General features: G+C 39.2%; 4 protein-coding genes. All 4 read right to left on the bottom strand.

The features are described from left to right. On the bottom strand, positions 1–2,774 hold a 2,774-nt coding region (locus tag VKJ25_RS14625), incomplete at its 3' end, for a beta-ketoacyl synthase N-terminal-like domain-containing protein (protein ID WP_324237367.1). A gap of 520 nt (positions 2,775–3,294) precedes the next feature. Then, positions 3,295–8,994 carry an SDR family NAD(P)-dependent oxidoreductase gene (locus tag VKJ25_RS14620; protein ID WP_324237366.1) on the bottom strand — a complete coding sequence of 1,900 codons (5,700 nt, stop codon included), beginning with the start codon at positions 8,992–8,994 and terminating at the stop codon, positions 3,295–3,297. A gap of 423 nt (positions 8,995–9,417) precedes the next feature. After that, positions 9,418–13,794: a condensation domain-containing protein gene (locus VKJ25_RS14615; RefSeq protein WP_324237365.1), complete on the bottom strand. Its 4,377-nt coding sequence runs from the start codon at positions 13,792–13,794 to the stop codon at positions 9,418–9,420. Then, on the bottom strand, positions 13,791–21,443 hold the full coding sequence (locus tag VKJ25_RS14610) for an SDR family NAD(P)-dependent oxidoreductase (protein WP_324237364.1): 7,653 nt from the start codon (positions 21,441–21,443) through the stop codon (positions 13,791–13,793). The genes VKJ25_RS14615 and VKJ25_RS14610 overlap by 4 nt, the downstream gene beginning before the upstream one ends. Between the last annotated feature and the right edge of the window lie 187 nt (positions 21,444–21,630).

Genomic DNA, 21,630 nt, shown 5'->3' with positions numbered 1-21,630 from the left:
AGGGGGATTTCCAAGGGGGACGGGAGGGGGATTTCCAAGGGGGACGGGAGGGGGATTTCCAAGGGGGACGGGAGGGGGATTTCCAAGGGTGACGGGAGGGGGATTTGTGGTTGAGGGATTTGACTCGGACGCAATGATGGCAACCACACACCTACATCTGCTGGCAAACACCGACGTCCCATACCTAATAATATTGGTTTTGGTCCGACTTCTAGGAAAATATCAATTCCCTGTTGTTGCAAAGCATTCATACTTTGGTTAAATCTCACTGGTTGTCGAACATGATTTACCCAATATTTCGCCGTAGTAATGCTACTATCTGCCTTTATTCCTGTGACGTTAGATATTACTGGAACTCTAGGTATATTATAGTCAAGTTCATTAGCTATTTTCTCAAACTCCTCTAACATTGGTTCCATCAGAGGTGAATGGAAAGCATGAGAAACTTGCAGTTGTTTCGTTTTAATTTTTTCCGACTTTAATTTGCTAGCGATCGCCTCTACTATTTCTGACTCTCCAGAAATCACCACACTTGCTGGCCCATTAATAGCTGCCATAGCCACCTTATCCGTGTAGTTTGCTAGTAAAGGACGTACTTTTGATTCTGAAGCCATCACAGAAACCATTGCCCCACCAGCAGGTAACTTTTGCATTAACCTTCCCCTGGTAGTAATTAATTTTAATCCATCTTTTAAACTAAAAATTCCTGCTATTGTTGCCGCCACATATTCACCAACACTGTGCCCCATAACTACATCTGGTTGAATACCCCAAGATTGCCATAATTTAGCTAAAGCATATTCAATAGAAAATAGTGCTGGTTGAGTATAAGCAGTTTGGTGTAGTAGAGATGAGTCAGAATCTTCTTCAGTATCAGAATACATCACATCCAACAGAGAAACTGATTTTGATTCTTCTTGCTCCTCAACAATTTTACTGAAAATTTCATTACATTGGTCGATCGCCTGTCGAAAAACTGGAGCTTGCTGATATAATCCCCAACCCATATTAATGTATTGGGAACCTTGACCAGTAAATAAGAAAGCTACCTTTGGTACAGCACTACTAGATGCTTGCCCTAAAAATAATTCCTCCCCAGTTACACCAGCGCTTAATTTCTCCAATAACTCTGCTTGACTAGCTGCCATAACTGCTAATCTGTGATTAAAATGGGTACGCCCTGTGTTAGCTGTATAACAAATGTCAGCCAACTCATTCTCATTATTTTCTTGTGTCAGATAATTTTGATAACGAACCACCAACTCCTCCAAAGCTTTTTTAGTTTTAGCTGACAGAGTTAATAAATGAAGCGAACGTTCTAAAGTATTCTCACTATCACCGTCACCTTTGAATTTGGAATTTGGAATTTTGACTTCTTCTGGTGCTGATTGTAAAATCACATGAGCATTAGTACCACTCATGCCAAATCCACTAATTCCTGCCAACATCGGTTTACCTGGTTTGTTCCAAGGTATAACATTGGTTGCCACCTGCACCGGAATTTTATCCCAATCAATCTGAGGGTTAGGTTGATTAAAGTGAAGATTTGGCGGTATTTCCTTACTTTGCAACATCCCAATAATCTTAATTAACCCTGCCACCCCAGCAGCAGCTTCCAAGTGCCCCACATTACTTTTAACCGCACCCAAAATCAAAGGAGCATCCTTACTTCTTTCTCCACAATAAACATCATCAATAGCCTTAACTTCCAGAGGGTCTCCCAAAGAAGTTCCCGTACCGTGACATTCAATATAGTCAACCTCTGACGGGTTGACCTTAGCATTTGCCAAAGCTTGTCGCAGCACCTTCTTTTGCGCCTGTTGGTTGGGAACTGTCAGTCCACTACTAGGGCCATCATGGTTAATAGCAGAACCTTTCACCAGAGCCAAAATGCGATCGCCATCGGCCACAGCATCCCGAAGACGTTTGAGGACAAGTATGCCACAACCCTCTCCCCTAGCATAACCATCAGCACTCGCATCAAAAGTCTTGCAACGACTATCGGGGGATAATGCTCGACCTTTACAGAATCCATGAGTAACAGTTGGATGAAGCATTAAATTTACTCCACCTACCAAAGAAAGATTAGATTCTCCACTCCGCAAACTCTGACAAGCTATATGTAAAGTAACTAAGGATGAGGAACAAGTTGTATCCAAAGTAAAAGTTGGTCCTTGTAATCCAAAAACATAAGCTATCCGACCTGAAGAAGTATTCATTGCTGTACCCAGACCTAGATAAAAATCACTCAAATTATTAGGTAAGGCATCTGTGCCAACGAATATATAATCATTAAAACATTGACCTATATATACTCCTGTTTCTGTATTTTTCAAACTTCTGGGTGCAATACCTGCATTTTCTAATGCCTCCCAAGTAACCTCCAACAAAAGTCGTTGAGATGGATCCATCTTATTTGCTTCTGCCCCAGAAATACCAAAAAAACCAGGGTCAAACTGGTCTACAGGTTGTTGTAGAAAATAACCGTGGCGAACGTAGACTTGGCCTGGTGCTTCGGGGTCAGAATTATAGTAGCGGTCATTATCCCACCGTTCTTTGGGAATCTCTATTCTGCCATCTATTGATTCTCTAAGATATTTCCAGTAAGATTCTGGAGTATCAACACCCCCTGGAAAACGACAAGCAGTACCAATAATTGCTATTGGTTCAGTAGTCGCTGTTTCAATTTCATTGAGTTTGGCAGTTGCTTGTTTGACTGCTAGCAACAGACGTTGTTGATTTGAGAGTTGAGTAGTTTCGGAGCTAAGTACCATTTTTTAATTCCTTTTTTGGTAGATATTAGGTGTAGGTTGGGTTGAGGTACGAAACCCAACAACAATCTAGGCTTTAGATAGTGGGAGCATCTGGCTCCCGTTGAGTAGGGACGTTGCATAGTCCCTACTTTGTGCCTCCTTTGATAAAGTTGAGTAGTATAGCATGGGACGTAGCTTACTTCTCCGTGAGAATATAGCAGAAGGCAGAGGGTAGAAGGCAGAAGGAAAAATCTGGCTTTGTCTGGATTTTAGGCTTTTAATATGTCCTAACTGCCTTGGCGGTTGCTATAACCCAACCATAATCAAGCTTTGTTGGGTTGAACCTAATCAAGTTTTGTTGGGTTTCGTACCTCAACCCAACCTACATTTTTAGGTGTAACTGTTCCCTCCATACCTATTCCCTGTTCCCTCCATACCTGTTCCCTGTTCCCTAATCAAGTTTTGTTGGGTTTCGTACCTCAACCCAACCTACATTTTTAGATGAAACTATTCCCTCCATACCTGTTCCCTGTTCCCTATTTTATATAAATTGATAAAGTTGAGTCAGAGCTTCATCAATAGCTGCATCCATTTGGTCTTCTGAAAGCTGACTAATCTCTGTAATTAAATTTTCTGAATCAACTACAGCATCAGCTTTTCCAGACTCAGTTTCCGTCTCATCTATTTTGGGAATTATTTCCTCTAAATATTCAGCTAATGCCTGAATATTTGGATACTCAAAAGTAGAAGTTGAGGACAAAGTCATACCTAAATCTACCTGAATCATTTGCCCAAAATCTAGTGCCATCAGGGAATCCATTCCTAAATTAAAGAATCCTTCCTCTGGATCTGGTAAATCATTTTTACCCCGCCTCAAGACTTTAGCAACAACACCAATCAAATAATCAACCATTAACCTTTGTCTTTGGTCAGTTGTTCCTACCTTCATTTGTTCTAACAACTCCCGCTGTTTTGGTCCTTGGTTTCCTTGACCTTGAAGTGGATGCTTACTTGCTATTTCTGATAGGAATGCTGGAGTCATCGAGCCAAATTGACTCAATAACTGCTGCCAGTTAACATTAAATATTGCTATCTGTGCTGCTTCGGTAGCTAATACTTCTTCTAAAGCTTGTAACCCTTGCTCCGTTGTAATTCCTTGTAAACCTTGGCTTTGAATCCGACTTTGTTGTTGTGCCCCCAGTCTAGCAGCGATACCAATATTTGCCCAAGGTCCCCAGTTAATACTCAATCCTGGTAATCCTATATTTTGACGGTATTGGGCGACTGCATCCATAAAAGCGTTAGCTGCAGCATAATTACTTTGACCAGGGGAACCTAAGACCGATGCAATGGAGGAAAAGCAAACAAATAAATCTAATGGTATATCTTTTGTTAGTTTATGTATATTCCAAGTTCCAGCTACTTTGGGAGCAGTAACTTTTGTAAATTGTTGCCAACTCATTTGTTGTATAAATCCGTCATCTACCACTCCAGCAGCATGAATTACACCTTTAAGGGGAGGTAAGGATGTCTGTATCTTTTGGAAAATATCAACCATATCTTTTTCCACAGACACATCTCCCAAGAATACTGAAACTTGAGTTCCTGCTGCTTCTAACTCTTGAATACTTTCCTGGGCGGTTTCTGAGGGAGAGTTGCGCCCTATTAAGACTATACTCTTCACTCCCTGTTTGACTAGGAACTGAGCCACTTCTAATCCCAAAGCACCTAAACCACCAGTAATCACATAACTTGCTTCCGTCTCAATAGTTAATTTGGTATCTGTATCTAACTTCGGTTGAGTGAGTCTTGCTACTTGCCGTTCACCTTGACGATAGCAAATTTGATTTTCTCCACTGGTTGATGTTTGCTGGTAGGCGACTTCATCCAACAAAACTTTTATGCTTTCTGGTTCATCTGTCTGAGGATCTAGATCTAAACAACGACAGTCTAACTGCGGATACTCCAAACTTATGGCTTTGCTTACCCCCCATAAAAGAGATTGCTGGGGTTGAGAGTTAATACTTACTTCTGAATCTTTAGTTCCAACTCCTAGTAAAGCACCTTGAGTAACTAATAACAGAGGAGGTGATTTTTCTAGAGATTGTATCCCTTGCAATAAGTGAATAATACTACCACAAATTATTTCTTCTGTTTTTGTCAAATCATCAACATTTGTATCTAAACTCCAAAGGTGAATCACACTCTTCAAAGGTAGCTCTTCTGTTAACTCATTTACTTCATCTAGTAACTTAGAAAAATGTTCTGGTTCTGTTGGAGATAATTGAATTGTCTGCTTTTTGTCTTCAGAAGATAGCTTTTGATAACTATCTCCTGGATAAACAACTATACACTGATTACCTGGCTTTAATAAGTTCGAGTTTAGGCGATCGCTCCATTCTTTTAACTTAGTATTTGATTCTCCTGTAGGGCAAAATAACAGATAAGTTCCTGGTTCCTGTGCGTCACCAGACATTAAAGGAGAAGGTTGCCATTCTGTTTGATAATACCATTGACTAAAATCTAACCCAAAACTCCTCAACAATAACTTGCGACTTAGTTGACGGAAGTTTATTCCCCTATATTCTGCTAATATTTTGCCATTTCCATTGAGCAAATAAGTATTACCTTGCAGTTCTCCTTGCTCGTAAGAACTGGAATCGTCAATTTTTGTGTAGTACCACAATTCATCATCAATGTCAAAATTATCAAAAAACTTAAAACTCTTCGCTCCAGCAAATGCGTAAGTAGGAATTTCTACATCCCTCTCTATAGTAGGTCTTTTGCCATTATCATTATTTTCAGAAAACTGTTGTAGTAATGACAACAGAGCTATGGGCACAATTCCAGAATCAACCATACCAGGATGAGGCCAATATTCCTGCATTTCTTCATTGTTTTCAGCAGATTTTATTTTTACCAAGCTTTCTGTACCGCCGATCCAAGCTTGTTCTGTCCATTGAAATGTCGGCCCCAGATGAAAATCTCCTTTCATCGGTTCCAGTGCAGTTGAGTAATATTCACTGCTGGAAAAAGAATGAACACATCGCGTTTTTAATGCTTTAATATCAATATTTTCTTTCGGTAACTCTGAATTATTCACAGAGCGAACTTTGGCTTTAATATGAACCGTCCAAGTTGTTGATGGGTCATATTCTGTTCCTGCTTCACAACTGATCAACTGATAAGTATATTCTGTATCTTTTTCTCGATCTAGGACTATCTGCACTGTTCGACTAGAAGTTTCATCTGCTCCCAATATCTGCAAAAACTCAATATTTTCTACAATGCAAGACTCACTTTTTAGTGCTTCTTTACCCGCTAGCAAACCAAAAACAATGTGAGATGCACCAGCTACAACTATTCTGCCGTAATATCTGTGGTCTTTTACATAAGAAGGAAACTCAGGAGTTAATTTAGTCTGAAAGCGAAATTGTTGGGCAAAGGGTAAAGGTAATTTACGACCTAATAAAGAATTGGATATTTCCTCCTCAGCGATCAAACTCCGATCCCGATTAACTGAAGCCGAACTTGCTCCCCGTGAATAGTTATCGAGCCAGTATTTTTGTCGCTGGAATGGGTAAGTAGGTAATGTCACTTTCTGACGAATATATTCTCCATCAAATTCTACCCAGTCTACTTTTACACCCCGCACATATAACTCTCCTAAAGTACAAAGTATCTCAGAAAACTGCCCTACATCAGGACGTAATGATGGCAACCAAACACCCACATCTTTAGGTAAACATCGGCGACCCATTCCCAGCAATATTGGTTTTGGTCCGACTTCTAGGAAAATGTCAACCCCCTGTTTGTCTAAAGCATTCATACCGTCAACAAACCTTACTGGTAAACGTACATGATCTACCCAATACTTTGGTGTTGTAATACTTGCGTCTGCTATTGTTCCGGTAACGTTCGATATAATCGGAATTTCTGGTTGATTATAAGTCAGTTCCTGAGCTACTGCTTCCCATTCTGCTAACATAGGTTCCATCAATGGTGAATGGAATGCGTGAGATACCTGTAATTGTTTAGTTTTGATTTTTTCTGATTCTAAACTGCTAACAATTTCCCTTACTGCTGTCGCTTCACCAGAAATTACCACACTTTTGGGTCCATTTATAGCTGCGATCGCTACTTTTTCTCTATAAGGTGTAAGGAGACTTTTGACTTTTGCTTCTGATGCCATCACCGCCACCATTTCTCCACCAGCAGGTAACTTTTGCATCAACTGACCCCTTGCTGCTATCAATTTTAGACCATCTTCTAAACTAAATATTCCGGCCACTGTTGCTGCCACATATTCACCGACACTATGACCCATAACTACATCTGGTTGAATGCCCCAAGATTCCCATAATTTGGCTAGAGCATATTCTATAGCAAATAGAGCCGGTTGGGTATAAGCTGTTTGGTCTAGGGGTGATGTCTCTGCATCAGGATAGATAATTTCTAATATGGAGGTGACACCAAGTTCCCCTAATATTTCATCACATTCATCAAGTGTTGCTTGGAAAACTGGTGCTTGTTCGTATAATTCCTTGCCCATATTGAGATATTGGGAACCTTGACCAGTGAATAGAAAGGCGACTTTAGGAGGAGCAGCATTCATTAACAGTTTTCCAGAACAGATACCAGGTAGGGACGTTGCATACAACGTCCCTACTGATTTTAACTGTTCTAGTTTTTCGATTAATTCTGTTTGGTTGGCAGCAACAACTGCTAATCTGTGGTGAAAATGAACTTTTCCTGTATTAGCAGTGAAACAAACATCTCCTATATCTAAATCTGGATTACTCTTTAAATACTGATGATAACTATCGACTAAATCTGATAAAGCTGTGTCAGTCTTTGCTGACAAAGTTAATATATGAACCGGACGTGGTAAATCATCTTCTGCTTTCTCCAGAGTGGGAGCTTCTTCCAACACAACGTGAGAGTTAGTTCCACCTATTCCAAAAGAACTAACTCCAGCTCGTAGAGGAATGCCGTTCCCTTTCCACTCAGATAAAGTATTGTTGACGTAAAAGGGAGTATCGCTAAAATTAATTTGGGGATTAGGTTTTTCGTAGTGGAGACTGGGAGGTATTAAATTATGTTTGAGAGCCAAAACAGTTTTAATCAATGCTCCTACCCCTGCTGCCGTATTCATGTGTCCCACATTTGTTTTCAGGGAACCTATAGCACAAAATTGTTTTTTATCGGTGCTTTCGGAAAAGGCTTTGGTTAAAGCTTCAATTTCAATGGGATCTCCTAATTCTGTCCCCGTACCATGAGCTTCTATGTATGTAATTGTTTCTGGACTTATACTCGCGACAGCTTGAGCTTCAGAAATAACTGCTGCTTGACCATCTACACTGGGAGCAGTATAACCTAGTTTCAAAGAACCATCATTATTAATCGCCGAACCCTTAATCACAGCATGAATAATATCTCCATCTGCTATAGCATCTGGAAGTGGTTTCAGTAACACAACTCCCACACCATTACCAAAAACTGTTCCCGAACTTTTAGCATCAAAGGCACGACAATGACCATCGTGAGAACCGATCAATCCCTCTTGATGTAAGTATCCCACATTTTGAGGGACTTGGATGGAAACACCACCTGCTAAAGCCATGTCACATTCTCCATTGAGCAAACTTTGACAAGCCAAATGTACGGCAACTAATGATGTTGAGCAAGCTGTTTGAATAGTGATTGCTGGTCCGGTAAGGTTTAGTTTGTAAGCGGTGCGGGTTGCTAAGTAATCTTTGTCATTAGCCACCATTTGGGTAAAGTAGCGATTACCCAGGAGAATAAAATCTTGTTCTTCGAGGTTATACATTAAATAGGTGGGCAGTCCACTGCCAGAATAAACCCCAATGGAACCTTCATATTTTTCTGGATTATAACCACTACTTTCGATTGCTTCCCAAGCACACTCTAAAAAAAGTCGTTGTTGTGGATCTATTTCTTCTGCTTCTCTGGGACTGTAGTTAAAAAAGTTAGCATCAAACATTTCAATGTCTGAAACCGTAGAACCGACTTTTACATAGCTAGGATTATTGAGTATTTCGGGGGCAACACCAGATTTTATTAATTGTTTATCTGATAATAATGAGATAGATTCAACACCATTCTTGAGATTATCCCAAAACTCATCCAAGTTTCTTGCCCCTGGAAAACGCCCAGACATTCCTATGATAGCAATTTCATTATCATTATATTGCTGTTGTGCTTCTTCTGGTTGATTCATAATATTTATTCTGATCTTATAAATTTTAGTATAGAAACCGGTTTGGTTTTAGTCAATCTCAGTATTTGGAAATATCTAAATTATCTAAAAATTAGTTCTAATATTAAATCCGTTAGTATTCGGTATAGTTCAAGACCTTAGGGGTTTGGTCTCCAATTTTTCGGGAACCGCACCCTCTACAAACTAGGAGTTTTCTCTCTTTTCTGATGCTATAACCTTGTTCTCCAATTTTTCGGGAACCGTAGCAAGCGGATTTGATATAATGCCCTTTTCAAGGGGATAAAAAAATTTCAATTCAGTGTTTCAAGTCTCTGGCAAAAGCTTCAATGTACTAATAACTGATAACTGAAATTACAAACCCGGTTTCTCAGTATAGAAAGGGTTTGGAGACCAAACCCCGATTCTATGGAACCTCCCTACTCCCTATCTGTTAGCACGGAGTTTCTTCCGCATATTAACCCTTTCATTTTTCTTAGAGAGACGTTTACTTACACGTTTCTCATAACTAACTTTGATCTTTTTATCTAATTCAGTTGCACCACCACTGACAATAAATTCGCTTAACGAATGAACAGTTGGGTTAGCTAACAAGTCAACAACTTTCAAATTACTCATATCAAATATTTCTTGTAACTTGCCATAAACTTGTATCAGTAGAACAGACTTACCTCCTAGCTCAAAAAAGTTATCATAAATTCCAACTTCTTCTATTTGCAGTACCTCCTTCCAAATAGCAACAATTTTTTGCTCAGTTTTATTTCCTTGTTGTACAGTTGGAGAACTACCATTTTTTTCATGGCTTTGTAACCGTTTCCGGTCTAGTTTTCCATCAGATGTTAATGGTAATCTTTCTAACTGCACGAAAGCAGAAGGCAGAATTTTACTCAGAGTACCAAAGCGATCGCTTACTTCCAAACCCTCTAACTTACTGAGAGAAAATTCTGTGGTCTTAGAAGTAAAATAAACTGTCAACTGTTGTAAACTCTGACAACCTCCTTTACCATTCTCAATTTGATGTTCTAATGTTTCTAAAACATACTTACCATCCGCTCCTTCTGTTGCTACAAAAGTTCGGGGCGATTTCGTCACATCAGTCGTCAAAGTCGGCAACTCTAACCTTTTGGCTAAACCTATACGAGCAGGTTTTCCAGTCAGACCTTTAGGAATAGCACTCATCCAGACCAAGCATTCTGGCAACCATTGGGTTTCTAGTTCTTTTTCCTTCATGGCAAACTGCCGTAATGCTGCCAGAGTTGGTCGTGGTTGATTAGGAACTGGCACTATTGCAGCTCCCACCACTTCACCCAAAAGTTCATGGGGAGCAGCAAACACAACTACCTGTCCGACTGCGGGATGGCGCTGCAATACATCCTCTACCACCATCGGGCTAATTTTTTCCCCGGCTCGGTTAATAATTTCTTTGAACCTTCCTACCAGATAAACATAACCATCTTCGTCTTTGTAACCCTTATCTCCAGTTCTCAACCAACCGTCAATAAAAGCTTCCTCATTGGGATTATAATCCATCCATTCTCGTAACTCATATCCGGCAGTAACGCAAGCACCCCGAACCATTACCTCTCCTTCTGCATAAGGTTCCAGCACATTTAATACTGGTTTGCCTTGCCCATTTGTCTTCACATCACCAATAATTACTTTCGGGCCAGCAGCACGACCTACAGAACCTCGTTTGAGCAAACCCTTTCCTACTTCTGGACTACAAATAGGCATAGATTCTGTCATCGCATAAGTAGGCAAAACTTCACAATTAAATGCTGTTGCCATTCTATCAACAATAGCTGGTAGCAGTGCTGCCGAACAGTTACGAATTAATCTGAGAGAATGGTCGGGCGCTTTACCTATTTCAGTTATAGTTTGTTCTGCATATTCCAAAATTGCTTGGTGCATGGTTGGTACAGCAGAATACCAAGTGATTTTTTTTCCCTCGCCTATCTCATCTGGTTTCAACCACTTAAAGAAATCACCTACTCCGTTTTCAGTGGCGTATAACCCTGGAGTACAAAGTACGCTGGCACCTGCTAACATCGAAGCCAGAATATTAACGGAAAGACCGTGAATATGAAACAGAGGCATAATATTGATGCAAGTATCCTCTGGAGTCAGTTGTATCGTCCGACTAATAGTCAGGGAACCTGCTGTCAAATTTCCATGAGTCAAAGGTACTGTTTTTGGTTTTCTGGTTGTACCGCTGGTATGCAGCACTAAAGCTACATGGTCACGAGTCGGTTTATTGTCCTCTGCTGTTATTGGTTGATGATTTTCCTGATTAGTCGTGACTTCTTCGAGAGTAAATAAACCGCAGACTGAAGCATCGGGTATTAGCTCAATCACCCGCACTCCTAAACTTTCGGCACAAGCTTTTAACTTAGCATTCTCCCTGCTGTTAGCTTCTCCTCTTTGCAATACTAAAGCTACTGCACCCAGATCTTCCAACTCAAATTGCACTTGCTTTTCTGTTAAAGATGTGCTAATGGGTGCAAACACACATTGTTGTGCCAAGGACAAAAATGCTGTTGCTGCTTCTGGTCCATTGTCCATGGCAGCACATACCCGGTCAGTTATTTTAATCCCCAGATAACTGAGACTAGCGTTATCTGGAGGACACTTGACAAAATCTTTGAGTTGTGAGTGAGTCAGAGGTTGGCGACCATCGGTGCTATATATTGCTGGTTCATCAGTACCTGGTAATAAGTCTGCCCAAGTTTTAAATTCTACCGATGCTGCTATCTCATCTACTTCTCCAGGGGCAGTATCTGGAATATTTTCTTGGGTAAGTTGTATTGGATAGTCGGGTGTTCCGGGGTAGGGCTTGGAGACCAAATAGGGTTTGGTCTCCAAACCCCTACTTTCTATAACTGGATAAGCTTCTTTCCGCTGCACTACTACTGCTACTTCTTCTATTTCGGGATGAGATCGCAGTTTTTGTTCCCAAAGATTTATTAATTCTGAGTCAATAACTTCTAAACTTGTTAAAACAGCTTCATCTATTTCTCCTGATTCTGTTTTTGGTAAGCTAGAAACAGGTACATAAGCCTTAGGGAGAAAATCGGAATCTAGATAAGATTCTAGGAAATATTTTACTTTTTCTACAGAATAATTATCCTCAATCACCAGATAAGCAACCAGTTGATTATCCCTGTTTAAAATAGCAGATTCTTTTACTTCAGGAATAGATTTCAAAGCAGTTTCTATCAGATTTATTTTTCTTGATTGACTGTGAATCTCTGTCTTACGTTTTGCCAGATTTTCTGATATTTCTAAATCGTTTATTTTCGTCTCTGGAGCATTAATTGCTTTTTCTAGAAGTAATAAAAAGGAATCTATAAAACCTGTAATTGTTTCTTCTTCAAACAAATCAGGATTGTAAGCAAAAGACCCTTTTAGCTCATGTTCATATTTTAATAAAAGAAAGAACAAATCTATATCTGTAGGGAACTTTTCTTCCAGTATAGTTCCTGTCATGTTAGGAGATTCAATCTTTTCTTTTCCTCCAAAGTCAATATAGTCAAAGAAAATCTGAAATAAATTTCTATACTGTTGATTGTTTTGCTTATTCAGAAATTCTGATACAAAGTTGAGAGGAATGTGTTGGTTAGCATAAGCTTTTATCGTCACCTCTTTAACTTTCTTCAGTAATTCTTTAAAAGTAATAGAACTATCAGGTATTTTGCCTCGTAATAGAATACTATCAGTAAAGTAACCAATAGCAGATTCTAGTTTATGGTGCAACCTTCCTGAAACTGGAAGACCAACTACAATATCCTGTTTTAAAGAGTATTGAAATACCAATACATAAAATACTGATAGAAAAATAACTACAGGAGTAACACTATATTGATTACTCACCTTTTGTATTAAAGGCCATGTAGTCATAGATATGGAAAAATTCTTTTTAATAGCTTTAAATCCTGGAGATACTTGAAAGATATCAGATGGTACAGGATATAAAGTAGAAATATTTGCTAGTTCTTGTTTCCAAAAATCTATTCCCTTTTGTAATACTTCTCCTTGTAATAACTGACGTTGCCAAACAGAATAATCTCCATATTGAATATCTAATTCTGGTAACGGAGAAGGTTTTTGACTTAGATAAGAATCATACAAAAGTATATGTTCGCGGAATATAAAATTGTGAGATAAACCATCACTAATAATATGATGAGATACTAATATTAATACACCCTCTGTCTCACTACATCTCAAAAGTTTTAAATGTACCAGTGGTCCTTGAGATAAATCTAAATATTGTTCGGCTTCCTTTTCAATAATTTCCGAAATTGCCCTCTCTTGCTCCGTCTTACTTAAGCCTTGATAATCTATTACTGAAATCTTAGAATCTAAACTAGGAACAATAACCTGAATTAACGATCCTTCTGCAAAACTGAAAATAGTCCTCAAACTTTCATTACGACTAATAATTTCATTCCAGCTTTTTTGGAGCAATGGAATATCTATTAAACCTTCAATTTTTAGAGCCGTAGAAACATTGAGATTTAACTTATTTCCCATTAACTGATCTATAGTCCAGAGACGCTCCTGTTGATAAGTAACTGGTAAATCTTTATCCCTACCAACATAAACTAAAGGTACTGATGTAGCACTAACATTACTACTTTTTTCCTGAAGTAAATGAAGTAATTCGAGTTTATTTTTGGATAATAAATCGCGAGTTTCTGTTGTTAAAGCTCCCTTGGGGGCACGGATTTTCAACTCATCACCTTCAGCCCATAATTTAATGCCTTGGCTTGAGATTTGAGACAGAATTTCGGTCAGTTTCATAAAGTAATTTCCTCCATATCTTCATCTATTTCTTCAGTTTGTGAAGCAGTATTTGAGTAACTAACTTGTTCTAGTAATAGCTGTTTAGAAACTAAATCAACTATTTCTGAAATACTGATACCTTCAATGATTGTTTGCATAGGTACATCAAATCCTAATTCTTTTTGGATCAGATTCCTTAGTTCAACGGCCATCAAAGAATCAAGTCCCATAGTAGTTAGAGATTCCTCTATACTTATTGTCTCGGATCCTGTCATGCCAAAAATGTTAGCTACTTTACCTTTCAGGTAATCTACTAATATTTTTTCTTGTTCTTCTGGTGATGATTCTTTTAGCTGTTCTAAAAGTTTGGTTTCTGTTGCTGTAACTTCAACAACAGATCTTTGCCAATCTGCTAAAAACCTCCATTTGCTTACTCTATCTTGCCAAGCTGACCAGTCAATCGGGACTACTCCAACTTCTATATCCTGAGCAGCTTTACCACTCATTAATAGTTCCAGAGATTCTAATATTTGACCTGGGGTAATCGCTCCTACACCTTGCTTTGCAAGTCTCACATCTGCCCCTATAGCAGCAGCTTCCCCAATCTGAGATACCGTACTCCAATGAATACTCAATCCTGGTAATTTCATCCCTCGACGATAATGAGCTAAACCATCTAAAAAGGCATTGGCGGCTGAGTGGTTGGCCTGAGCAGTGGAGCCAAACAAGGATGCTGCTGAAGAAAACAGTAAGAAAAAGTCCAATGGCTGGTCTTTAGTCAACTGGTGTAGATACCAACTACCATAAACCTTGGGTGACATCACTTTCTCGAAGCTTGACCAAGTTTGATTTTGCAGCACCCCATCTGATAATACACCAACAGAGTGCATAACTCCTGCTAATGGTGTATTTGAATTATTAATCCTCTCCATAACTCCCTTCATTGCTTCCCAGTCGGACACATCAGCTTTTTCTACTATCACCGATGCTCCAGCACTTTCTAACTCTGCTAATTTCTCTTTTACAGTTTCATTGGGAGTGCTACGTCCAACTAGCACTAATTTTTTGGCTCCTTTGGCAATCATCCAACGAGATATAAGTAAACCCATATCTCCCATACCCCCCGTAATTAAGTATGCAGCGTCATCACGGAAACTTACAGGTTTGTCAGGCTCTTGTTTGGGTTGAGTAACCACAATTTTACCTATGTGTTTAGCTTGCTGCATATAACGGAAGGCACTGACAACTTCCTCTATAGGGAATACTTTTAGAGGTGGTGGCTTCAATAAACCGTTGGAGAAGTCTGCTGTTAACTCCTGCAACATGGAATTGATTAATTCTGGTTCTTCCTCAGATTTTCGCAGCAAATCTACTACTGAATAAGATATATCTGGTCTCACTTCTGCTACTTGACTAGATGTCCATACCCCCCGTTTCCCTATTTCTACAAAACGACCTTGAGAAGTAACTACTGACAAACCTTTACTCACAAAATCTCCTGAAGTCAGAGAGTTAAGAACAATATCTACTCCTTTCCCTTCAGTAAACTCCATTACCTGGTCAGCAAATTCCACAGTCCGGGAATTCATAATATATTTGACTCCCATTCGTTTTAGAGTCTCCCATTTAGGAGGACTTGCTGTCGCAAAAACTTCTGCACCTACTTTTTGAGCTATTTGCACCGCAGCCATTCCTGTACCTCCGGCTGCTGCATGAATCAGAATCCGATCGCCTTTAGTAATCTTGGCAACGTGATGTAAAGCATAATAAGCAGTTAAAAAGTTAGCTGGTATTGATGCTGCTTCTGCAAAAGTTATATTTTCTGGCTTCGGCACTACATAACTGGCGTTAACTGTCACATATTGACTGAAGCTACCTCTAGCCATAGCTACAACTTCATCACCAATTTCTAAACCTTTTACTCCTTCTCCTACTGCTACTACATAACCACCACATTCTCCCCCAAATCTATCCATTTCTCTCAAATGTTTTTGAGATACACCATCTACTTCATCTGGTACTAATCCTAGTGTTGCCACCAAATCTAGGAAATTAAGTCCGGTTGCCATTACCTGAATCTCTACTTCCCCTGGTGCTGGAGCATTTCTCTTGATTGTTTCTAGGGTTAAGCTGTCTAAACTGCCTTTTTCTGATATACCCAGTTTATAGGGTTGGGATGGTATTGTCAGTCCTCTTGTAGCTGGGAGTTCCTGGTGATGACTGGCAACTAATCTAGCTATATAACGATAATCTTCACGGAACCCTACCTGATCTTCTAAATCTTCTGACCAAATTTCCTTAAACAACGCATTAGCTTGATTCTCTATAGTTGTTTCTGAATCTAAATCTATCCGTACACAATTAAATTCTGGATGTTCTAAGCTAATAACTTTCCCCATTCCCCATAGTGAAGATTGACCTACTTTTGCCATTAAGGAATTACTAGATGGTACTGGTTGAGAACCAGAAGTGACTAACCATAAACGAGGTGGCTGAGATAATCCTCCTTGTACCAGTGCTTGAACTAAATATAAAGTTGTTCCACACCCGTACCGCGATAACTCTTCTATTTTTTCACTGCCTCCAGTTTCCGTCGTCCAACATTGCACAACTCCATACAAGGAAGAAACCGCTCCCATCAATTGTTTAAAATCTTCTGGGTTGTTAGGATTAATAGTAAACTTACCCTCTCCCAAATCTTGATATTTCTCTCCAGCAAATACCAAAAGAGGAACATCTCCCATAAACTTTAGTTTAGTTGCTAACTCTTCAGCTACTCCCTGTTTGTCTGCTAATATCAACCAATTTTTAGATTCTGATGATGGTGGTAATACCTTTGTATTCTGAGCAACAATAACTGATTGCTGATACAAAACTTCTGGCATTCCCTCAACTTCTGGTAAACTTACGACTTCAGTAAAACCTGTTTTCTGCAATACCTCTTGCCACTTGGAACGACTCAGTAGAGGATAATCAGGTCGTATTTCTAAATCTTGGAATCTCCACCATCCTTCCAATAATCCAAATACTAAATCTAACCATCGCTGACGACTTGTTAGTTCAAATAAAACTAATATTCCCCCTGGTGCTAAAAGTTTTCGTACATTAGATAGGGTTTCTGTCAAGTTAGCTGTTGCATGGAGAACATTCGCTGCAATAATTACATCATATTGATGAGCATTATAACCCTGAGTTGTTGGATCTGCTTCTATATCTAATATCTGATAATCTACAAAAGGATAATCCCCAAATCTTTCTTTGGCTTTGGCTGTAAACAAAGCTCCCAAGTCAGTAAATATATACTCCGTATTATTTTCTGGTAGACTCGGTAAAATATAACTTGTAGTTCCTCCAGTTCCTGCTCCTATTTCTAACAACCTGACACTTTGAGATTTTGGTAGTTGAGCAATAGCTGTAGCGATCGCTTTTTCTACTACAGTATTCATCAATTTCGCTATAGTGGAGTCTTGATATACCCTAGTTGCTGTACTCAAATCTCCTGATGGAAACACTAACTGTACCGGGTCAGTTTCTCCCCGCAATACCAAACTTAATTTAGACGCACAACGATTTAAAAGTGTTAACTCAGCTCCTGCCTCTGGATATTGACTCAGTAGTTCGTCTCCTCTTTTTTTCCCTTGCTTTGGCTCTACATCTAATGTTTGCAGTACATTCCACTGAGTATCTGTGCCAGCTACTGGTTCAATTATTCCGCCTTCTGCCATCATCTGTAGCATTCGTTTGAAAAGACGTTGTTGAATTTCTACGATACCTAAGCTTTCTAATTCTTTTTCACTATCAAAACTATCTCCAGCTTGATAATTCCACCCTAATTCTTTAATCGCCTGTAACACATAATCCAGACTTAATGCTTCTAGTTTTCCTGGGACTTCTTGATAGCTTTCTAATTGAGCTTGAACTATCAATTCCTTAATAGTTGGTTCTAGTTGCTGTTCAATATCTTTAGGAGCCAGCAAATAATCTGGTGGCAACGTCCTGCCCAAACGTCCTTTTGCCCGCCATTCTATCTCATACAGCAAGTTAGTAATAGATTCTTCTTTTTTGCCAATTAAAGCTTCCTTGCTTGCTGCTTTCACTCGTAACCCAGAAATTTTAGCAACTATTTTACCTGATTCGTTGCCGAGAATCACATCAGCTTTCCAATTTCCTGCACCCGCACCATCTACTGACCCATAAGCATACATAGATGATTCTGCCGGATTATAAATTGTTAACTTATCTACCCCTACTGGCAAATATGTTTGTTGACTATCATTGTCTTCTACTGGCAGTGCATTAAAGATTACCTGCAATGCAGAATCTAACATTACTGGATGTATATTATACTCCCCAATAGTAGCTGCCATTTCTGGAGCCAGAATAATTTTAGCGATAGCTTGACTATCTCCTTTCCAGAGCTGTTTTATTCTTTGAAAACTGGGACCATAACTAATTCCCATTTCCTCACTACTCTGATAATGTTTGGCAACTTCTACAGATTCACTGCATTCAGCTAAATATTTCTCTGTTTCAAATTTGGTTTCTTTTACTTCTGGCGCTCCTGGCTGTATTTTACCTGCTGCATGGAGTAGCCATTTTTGGTTTTCTTCCCCTTCCTGTTGTTGAGAAAATATCTGGAACTGATAGATATCATTTTCTAATGGGGTAAGTATCGTCTGAACTATTTTCTCGGCTTCGGATAAAACTAACCCCCGCTCTATACTCAGTTCTTTTACTTCTATCAGTGGAGTTTGATATTGGCTTTTACCTGCTGCTAAAGCCATTTCCAAATATGCTGTTGTTGGTAACAGAGGTTCTGCAAATACTTTATGATCTTTGAGGTATTCTGGATTCTCTGCTCCCAGGAATGATTCAAAAATCTTTTGCTGGCCTGCGATATCAATTTTGTAACCCAATAATGGATGTATTGGCACTTGGGAGCCAAAAGTTCTTGGCGATCGCTGTTTCTGCTGGCTACTCTCCTCTACCCAATACCGTCGTCGTTGGAATGGATATGTAGGCAATGAAACTTTCTTACGGCTATAATCTTGCTCGAATCCTAACCAATCAACTTCTACCCCCTTAACATACAACTTCCCTAAACTTGATAATATTTGTTGCCATTCATCGGCATTAGGACGTAACGATGGTAACCATTCTCCTAGATGATCGGGTAAACACCGACGCCCCATACCCAATAATATTGGTTTCGGCCCGATTTCTAGGAATATGTCATAACCCTCTTGATGTAAGACTTCCATCCCTTGGAAAAATCTTACTGGTTGACGTACATGATCTACCCAATATTTGGTTGTTGTTATGCTTTCATCTGCCACCTTTCCTGTAACGTTTGATACTACTGGTATCTTGGGCTGATTGTAAGTTAGTTGACTCGCTACTGCTTCCCATTCTTTCAACATTGGTTCCATCAACGGTGAATGAAAAGCATGGGATACTTGTAGTTTTTTGGCTTTGATTCCTTCTGATTTTAAACTACTAATAATATCTTTTACTTCTGGCGCAGCTCCTGATATCACTATACTCTGAGGTCCATTTATCGCAGCGATCGCTACCTTGTCTGTATAAGGAGTAATAACAGATTCTACTTTTGACTCCGATGCCATCACCGACACCATTTCTCCACCTGCGGGTAACTGTTGCATCAACCGACCCCTAGTAGCAATTAATTTCAGACCATCCTCTAAACTAAATACTCCAGCCACTGTTGCTGCGACATATTCACCTACACTATGACCCATGACTACATCTGGTTTAATACCCCAAGATGACCATAACTTAGCTAAGGCATACTCTAGAGCAAATATAGCTGGTTGAGTATAAGCTGTTTGGTTGATTAAAGTCGAAGTTTCATCATCAGGATAAAGTACATCTAATAAAGGAACTTCTAGATATTTTCCCAGAATCTCATTACACTTGTCGATAGCTTCCTTAAAAGTTGGTTGAGTATTATATAACTCCCTTCCCATTTGCAGATATTGAGAACCTTGACCAGTAAATAGAAAAGCTATTTTTGTCGTAGTTTGGCTGGTTATTTTTCCCGAACAGATGCCAGTAACTTCCTCTCCCTGTTTGTATTGTTTAATTTTTTCTAATAAATCTGGTTTTCCGGAAGTGATGAATGCTAATCTATGACTAAAGTCGTTTCTCCCAATGTTTGCTGTGTAGCAAATATCTGCTAACTCATCATTATTTTCTGCTTCTAAATAATTTTCATAACTATTAACTAGATCAGCAAGAGCTGTTTCTGTTTTCGCCGACAAACTTAAAATATTAACTGAACCCTCTATATTCCCTACCCTTTCTACTTCTGGGGATTCTTCTAATACAATATGAGCATTAACACCACCGATACCAAAGGAACTTAAACCTGCTCGTCTCGGAATATCTTCCCCTGATTCATTTTTTAATCTTTCCCATTCTTGGGTTTCCTCTATGAGATAAAAAGGAGTACCTTTCAGACTAATCCGTGGATTTAATTCCTTGAAGTTAACAATTTTGGGTAGCTTTTTGTACTTCATTGCTAACAAGACTTTTATTAGTCCAGCAATCCCTGCTGCTCCTTCTAAATGCCCTATATTACTTTTTACTGCTCCTATTCCACAGTAGGAATTATCTGTTTTTTCTACTCCATACTGTTGATATAGTTGTCTGTAGGCTCTTTTCAAAGCATTAACTTCGATTGGATCTCCCAATGGTGTCCCCGTTCCATGGGATTCCATGTAAGATACTGTATTCGGGGAAACATTGGCATTAGTATAAGCAGAACGAATAACTTGAGCTTGGGAATAAACATTGGGAGATGTGATAGTCCTAGCTTTACCTCCATGATTAATAGCACTTCCTTTAATTACACCATAAATCCGGTCTCCATCCTCCATTGCTTTGGTCAGAGGCTTTAATAAAACTACTCCTGCTCCTTCTCCCCTAACATAACCATCAGCATCACTACTAAATGTTCTACATTGACCTGTTGGTGACAACATCCCCAGTTGACTCATCTGGATATATGTTGTTGAGGTAAATAATACGCTGATGCCACCCACTAATGCCATTTCACATTCTGATTCTTTTAGGGACTTAAGTGCATAATGAACAGCTACTAATGAACTCGAACAAGCTGTATCTATAGGAATACTTGGACCATGCAGATTAAAAAATGAAGAGATACGGTTGGGAATCATACAAGTCCAAGTTCCCGTTCCACTATGACCTTCTACATTGTCTTGATTTCGGTTCATCAAGAGAATGGAGTCATAGTTACAAGCCCCCATAAAAACACCCACATCTTTTCCCGAAAATGCAGATGGTGAGTAACCCGCATCTTCGATACAAGACCAGCTCAGTTCCAACATTATTCTATGTTGTGGGTCTACCTTTCCTGCTTCTCTCGGAGAAATACTAAAAAACTCGGCATCGAACTCATCTATACCTTCTACTAATCCACCCCATTTACTTATTGTCTTATTTGGTTGATTAGGAAGAGGAGAATAATGTTTTTCTATTTCCCACCTTTGGGGAGGAATTTCACTAATGCTATTTACTCCTGCTTCTATATTTTCCCAGAACTGATTATAGTCATTTGCCCCTGGAAATCGACAAGCTATGCCAATAATAGCTGTTAGGTCACTTTTTTGTTGTTCCTTCATAAAATCAACCAATACAAATATTCTTGAGTTTGTTCTGGGTTTTAGGGTATGATGTAGAACCCGAGTAATTTAGTCATCGTAGTATGACAAATAGAGTCAAATGTCATACATTAAGAAAAAAGAAAATATTGAAGCCTGGAAACTAAATTGAGACTATACTTAGATTAAGGAGGTTATATACAACAGT

This window comes from Okeania sp. (assembly GCF_035285525.1).
Lineage (GTDB): Bacteria > Cyanobacteriota > Cyanobacteriia > Cyanobacteriales > Microcoleaceae > Trichodesmium.
The sequence above is the reverse complement of the archived record's forward strand: the minus strand, read 5'-3'. Positions and strand labels throughout refer to the sequence as shown.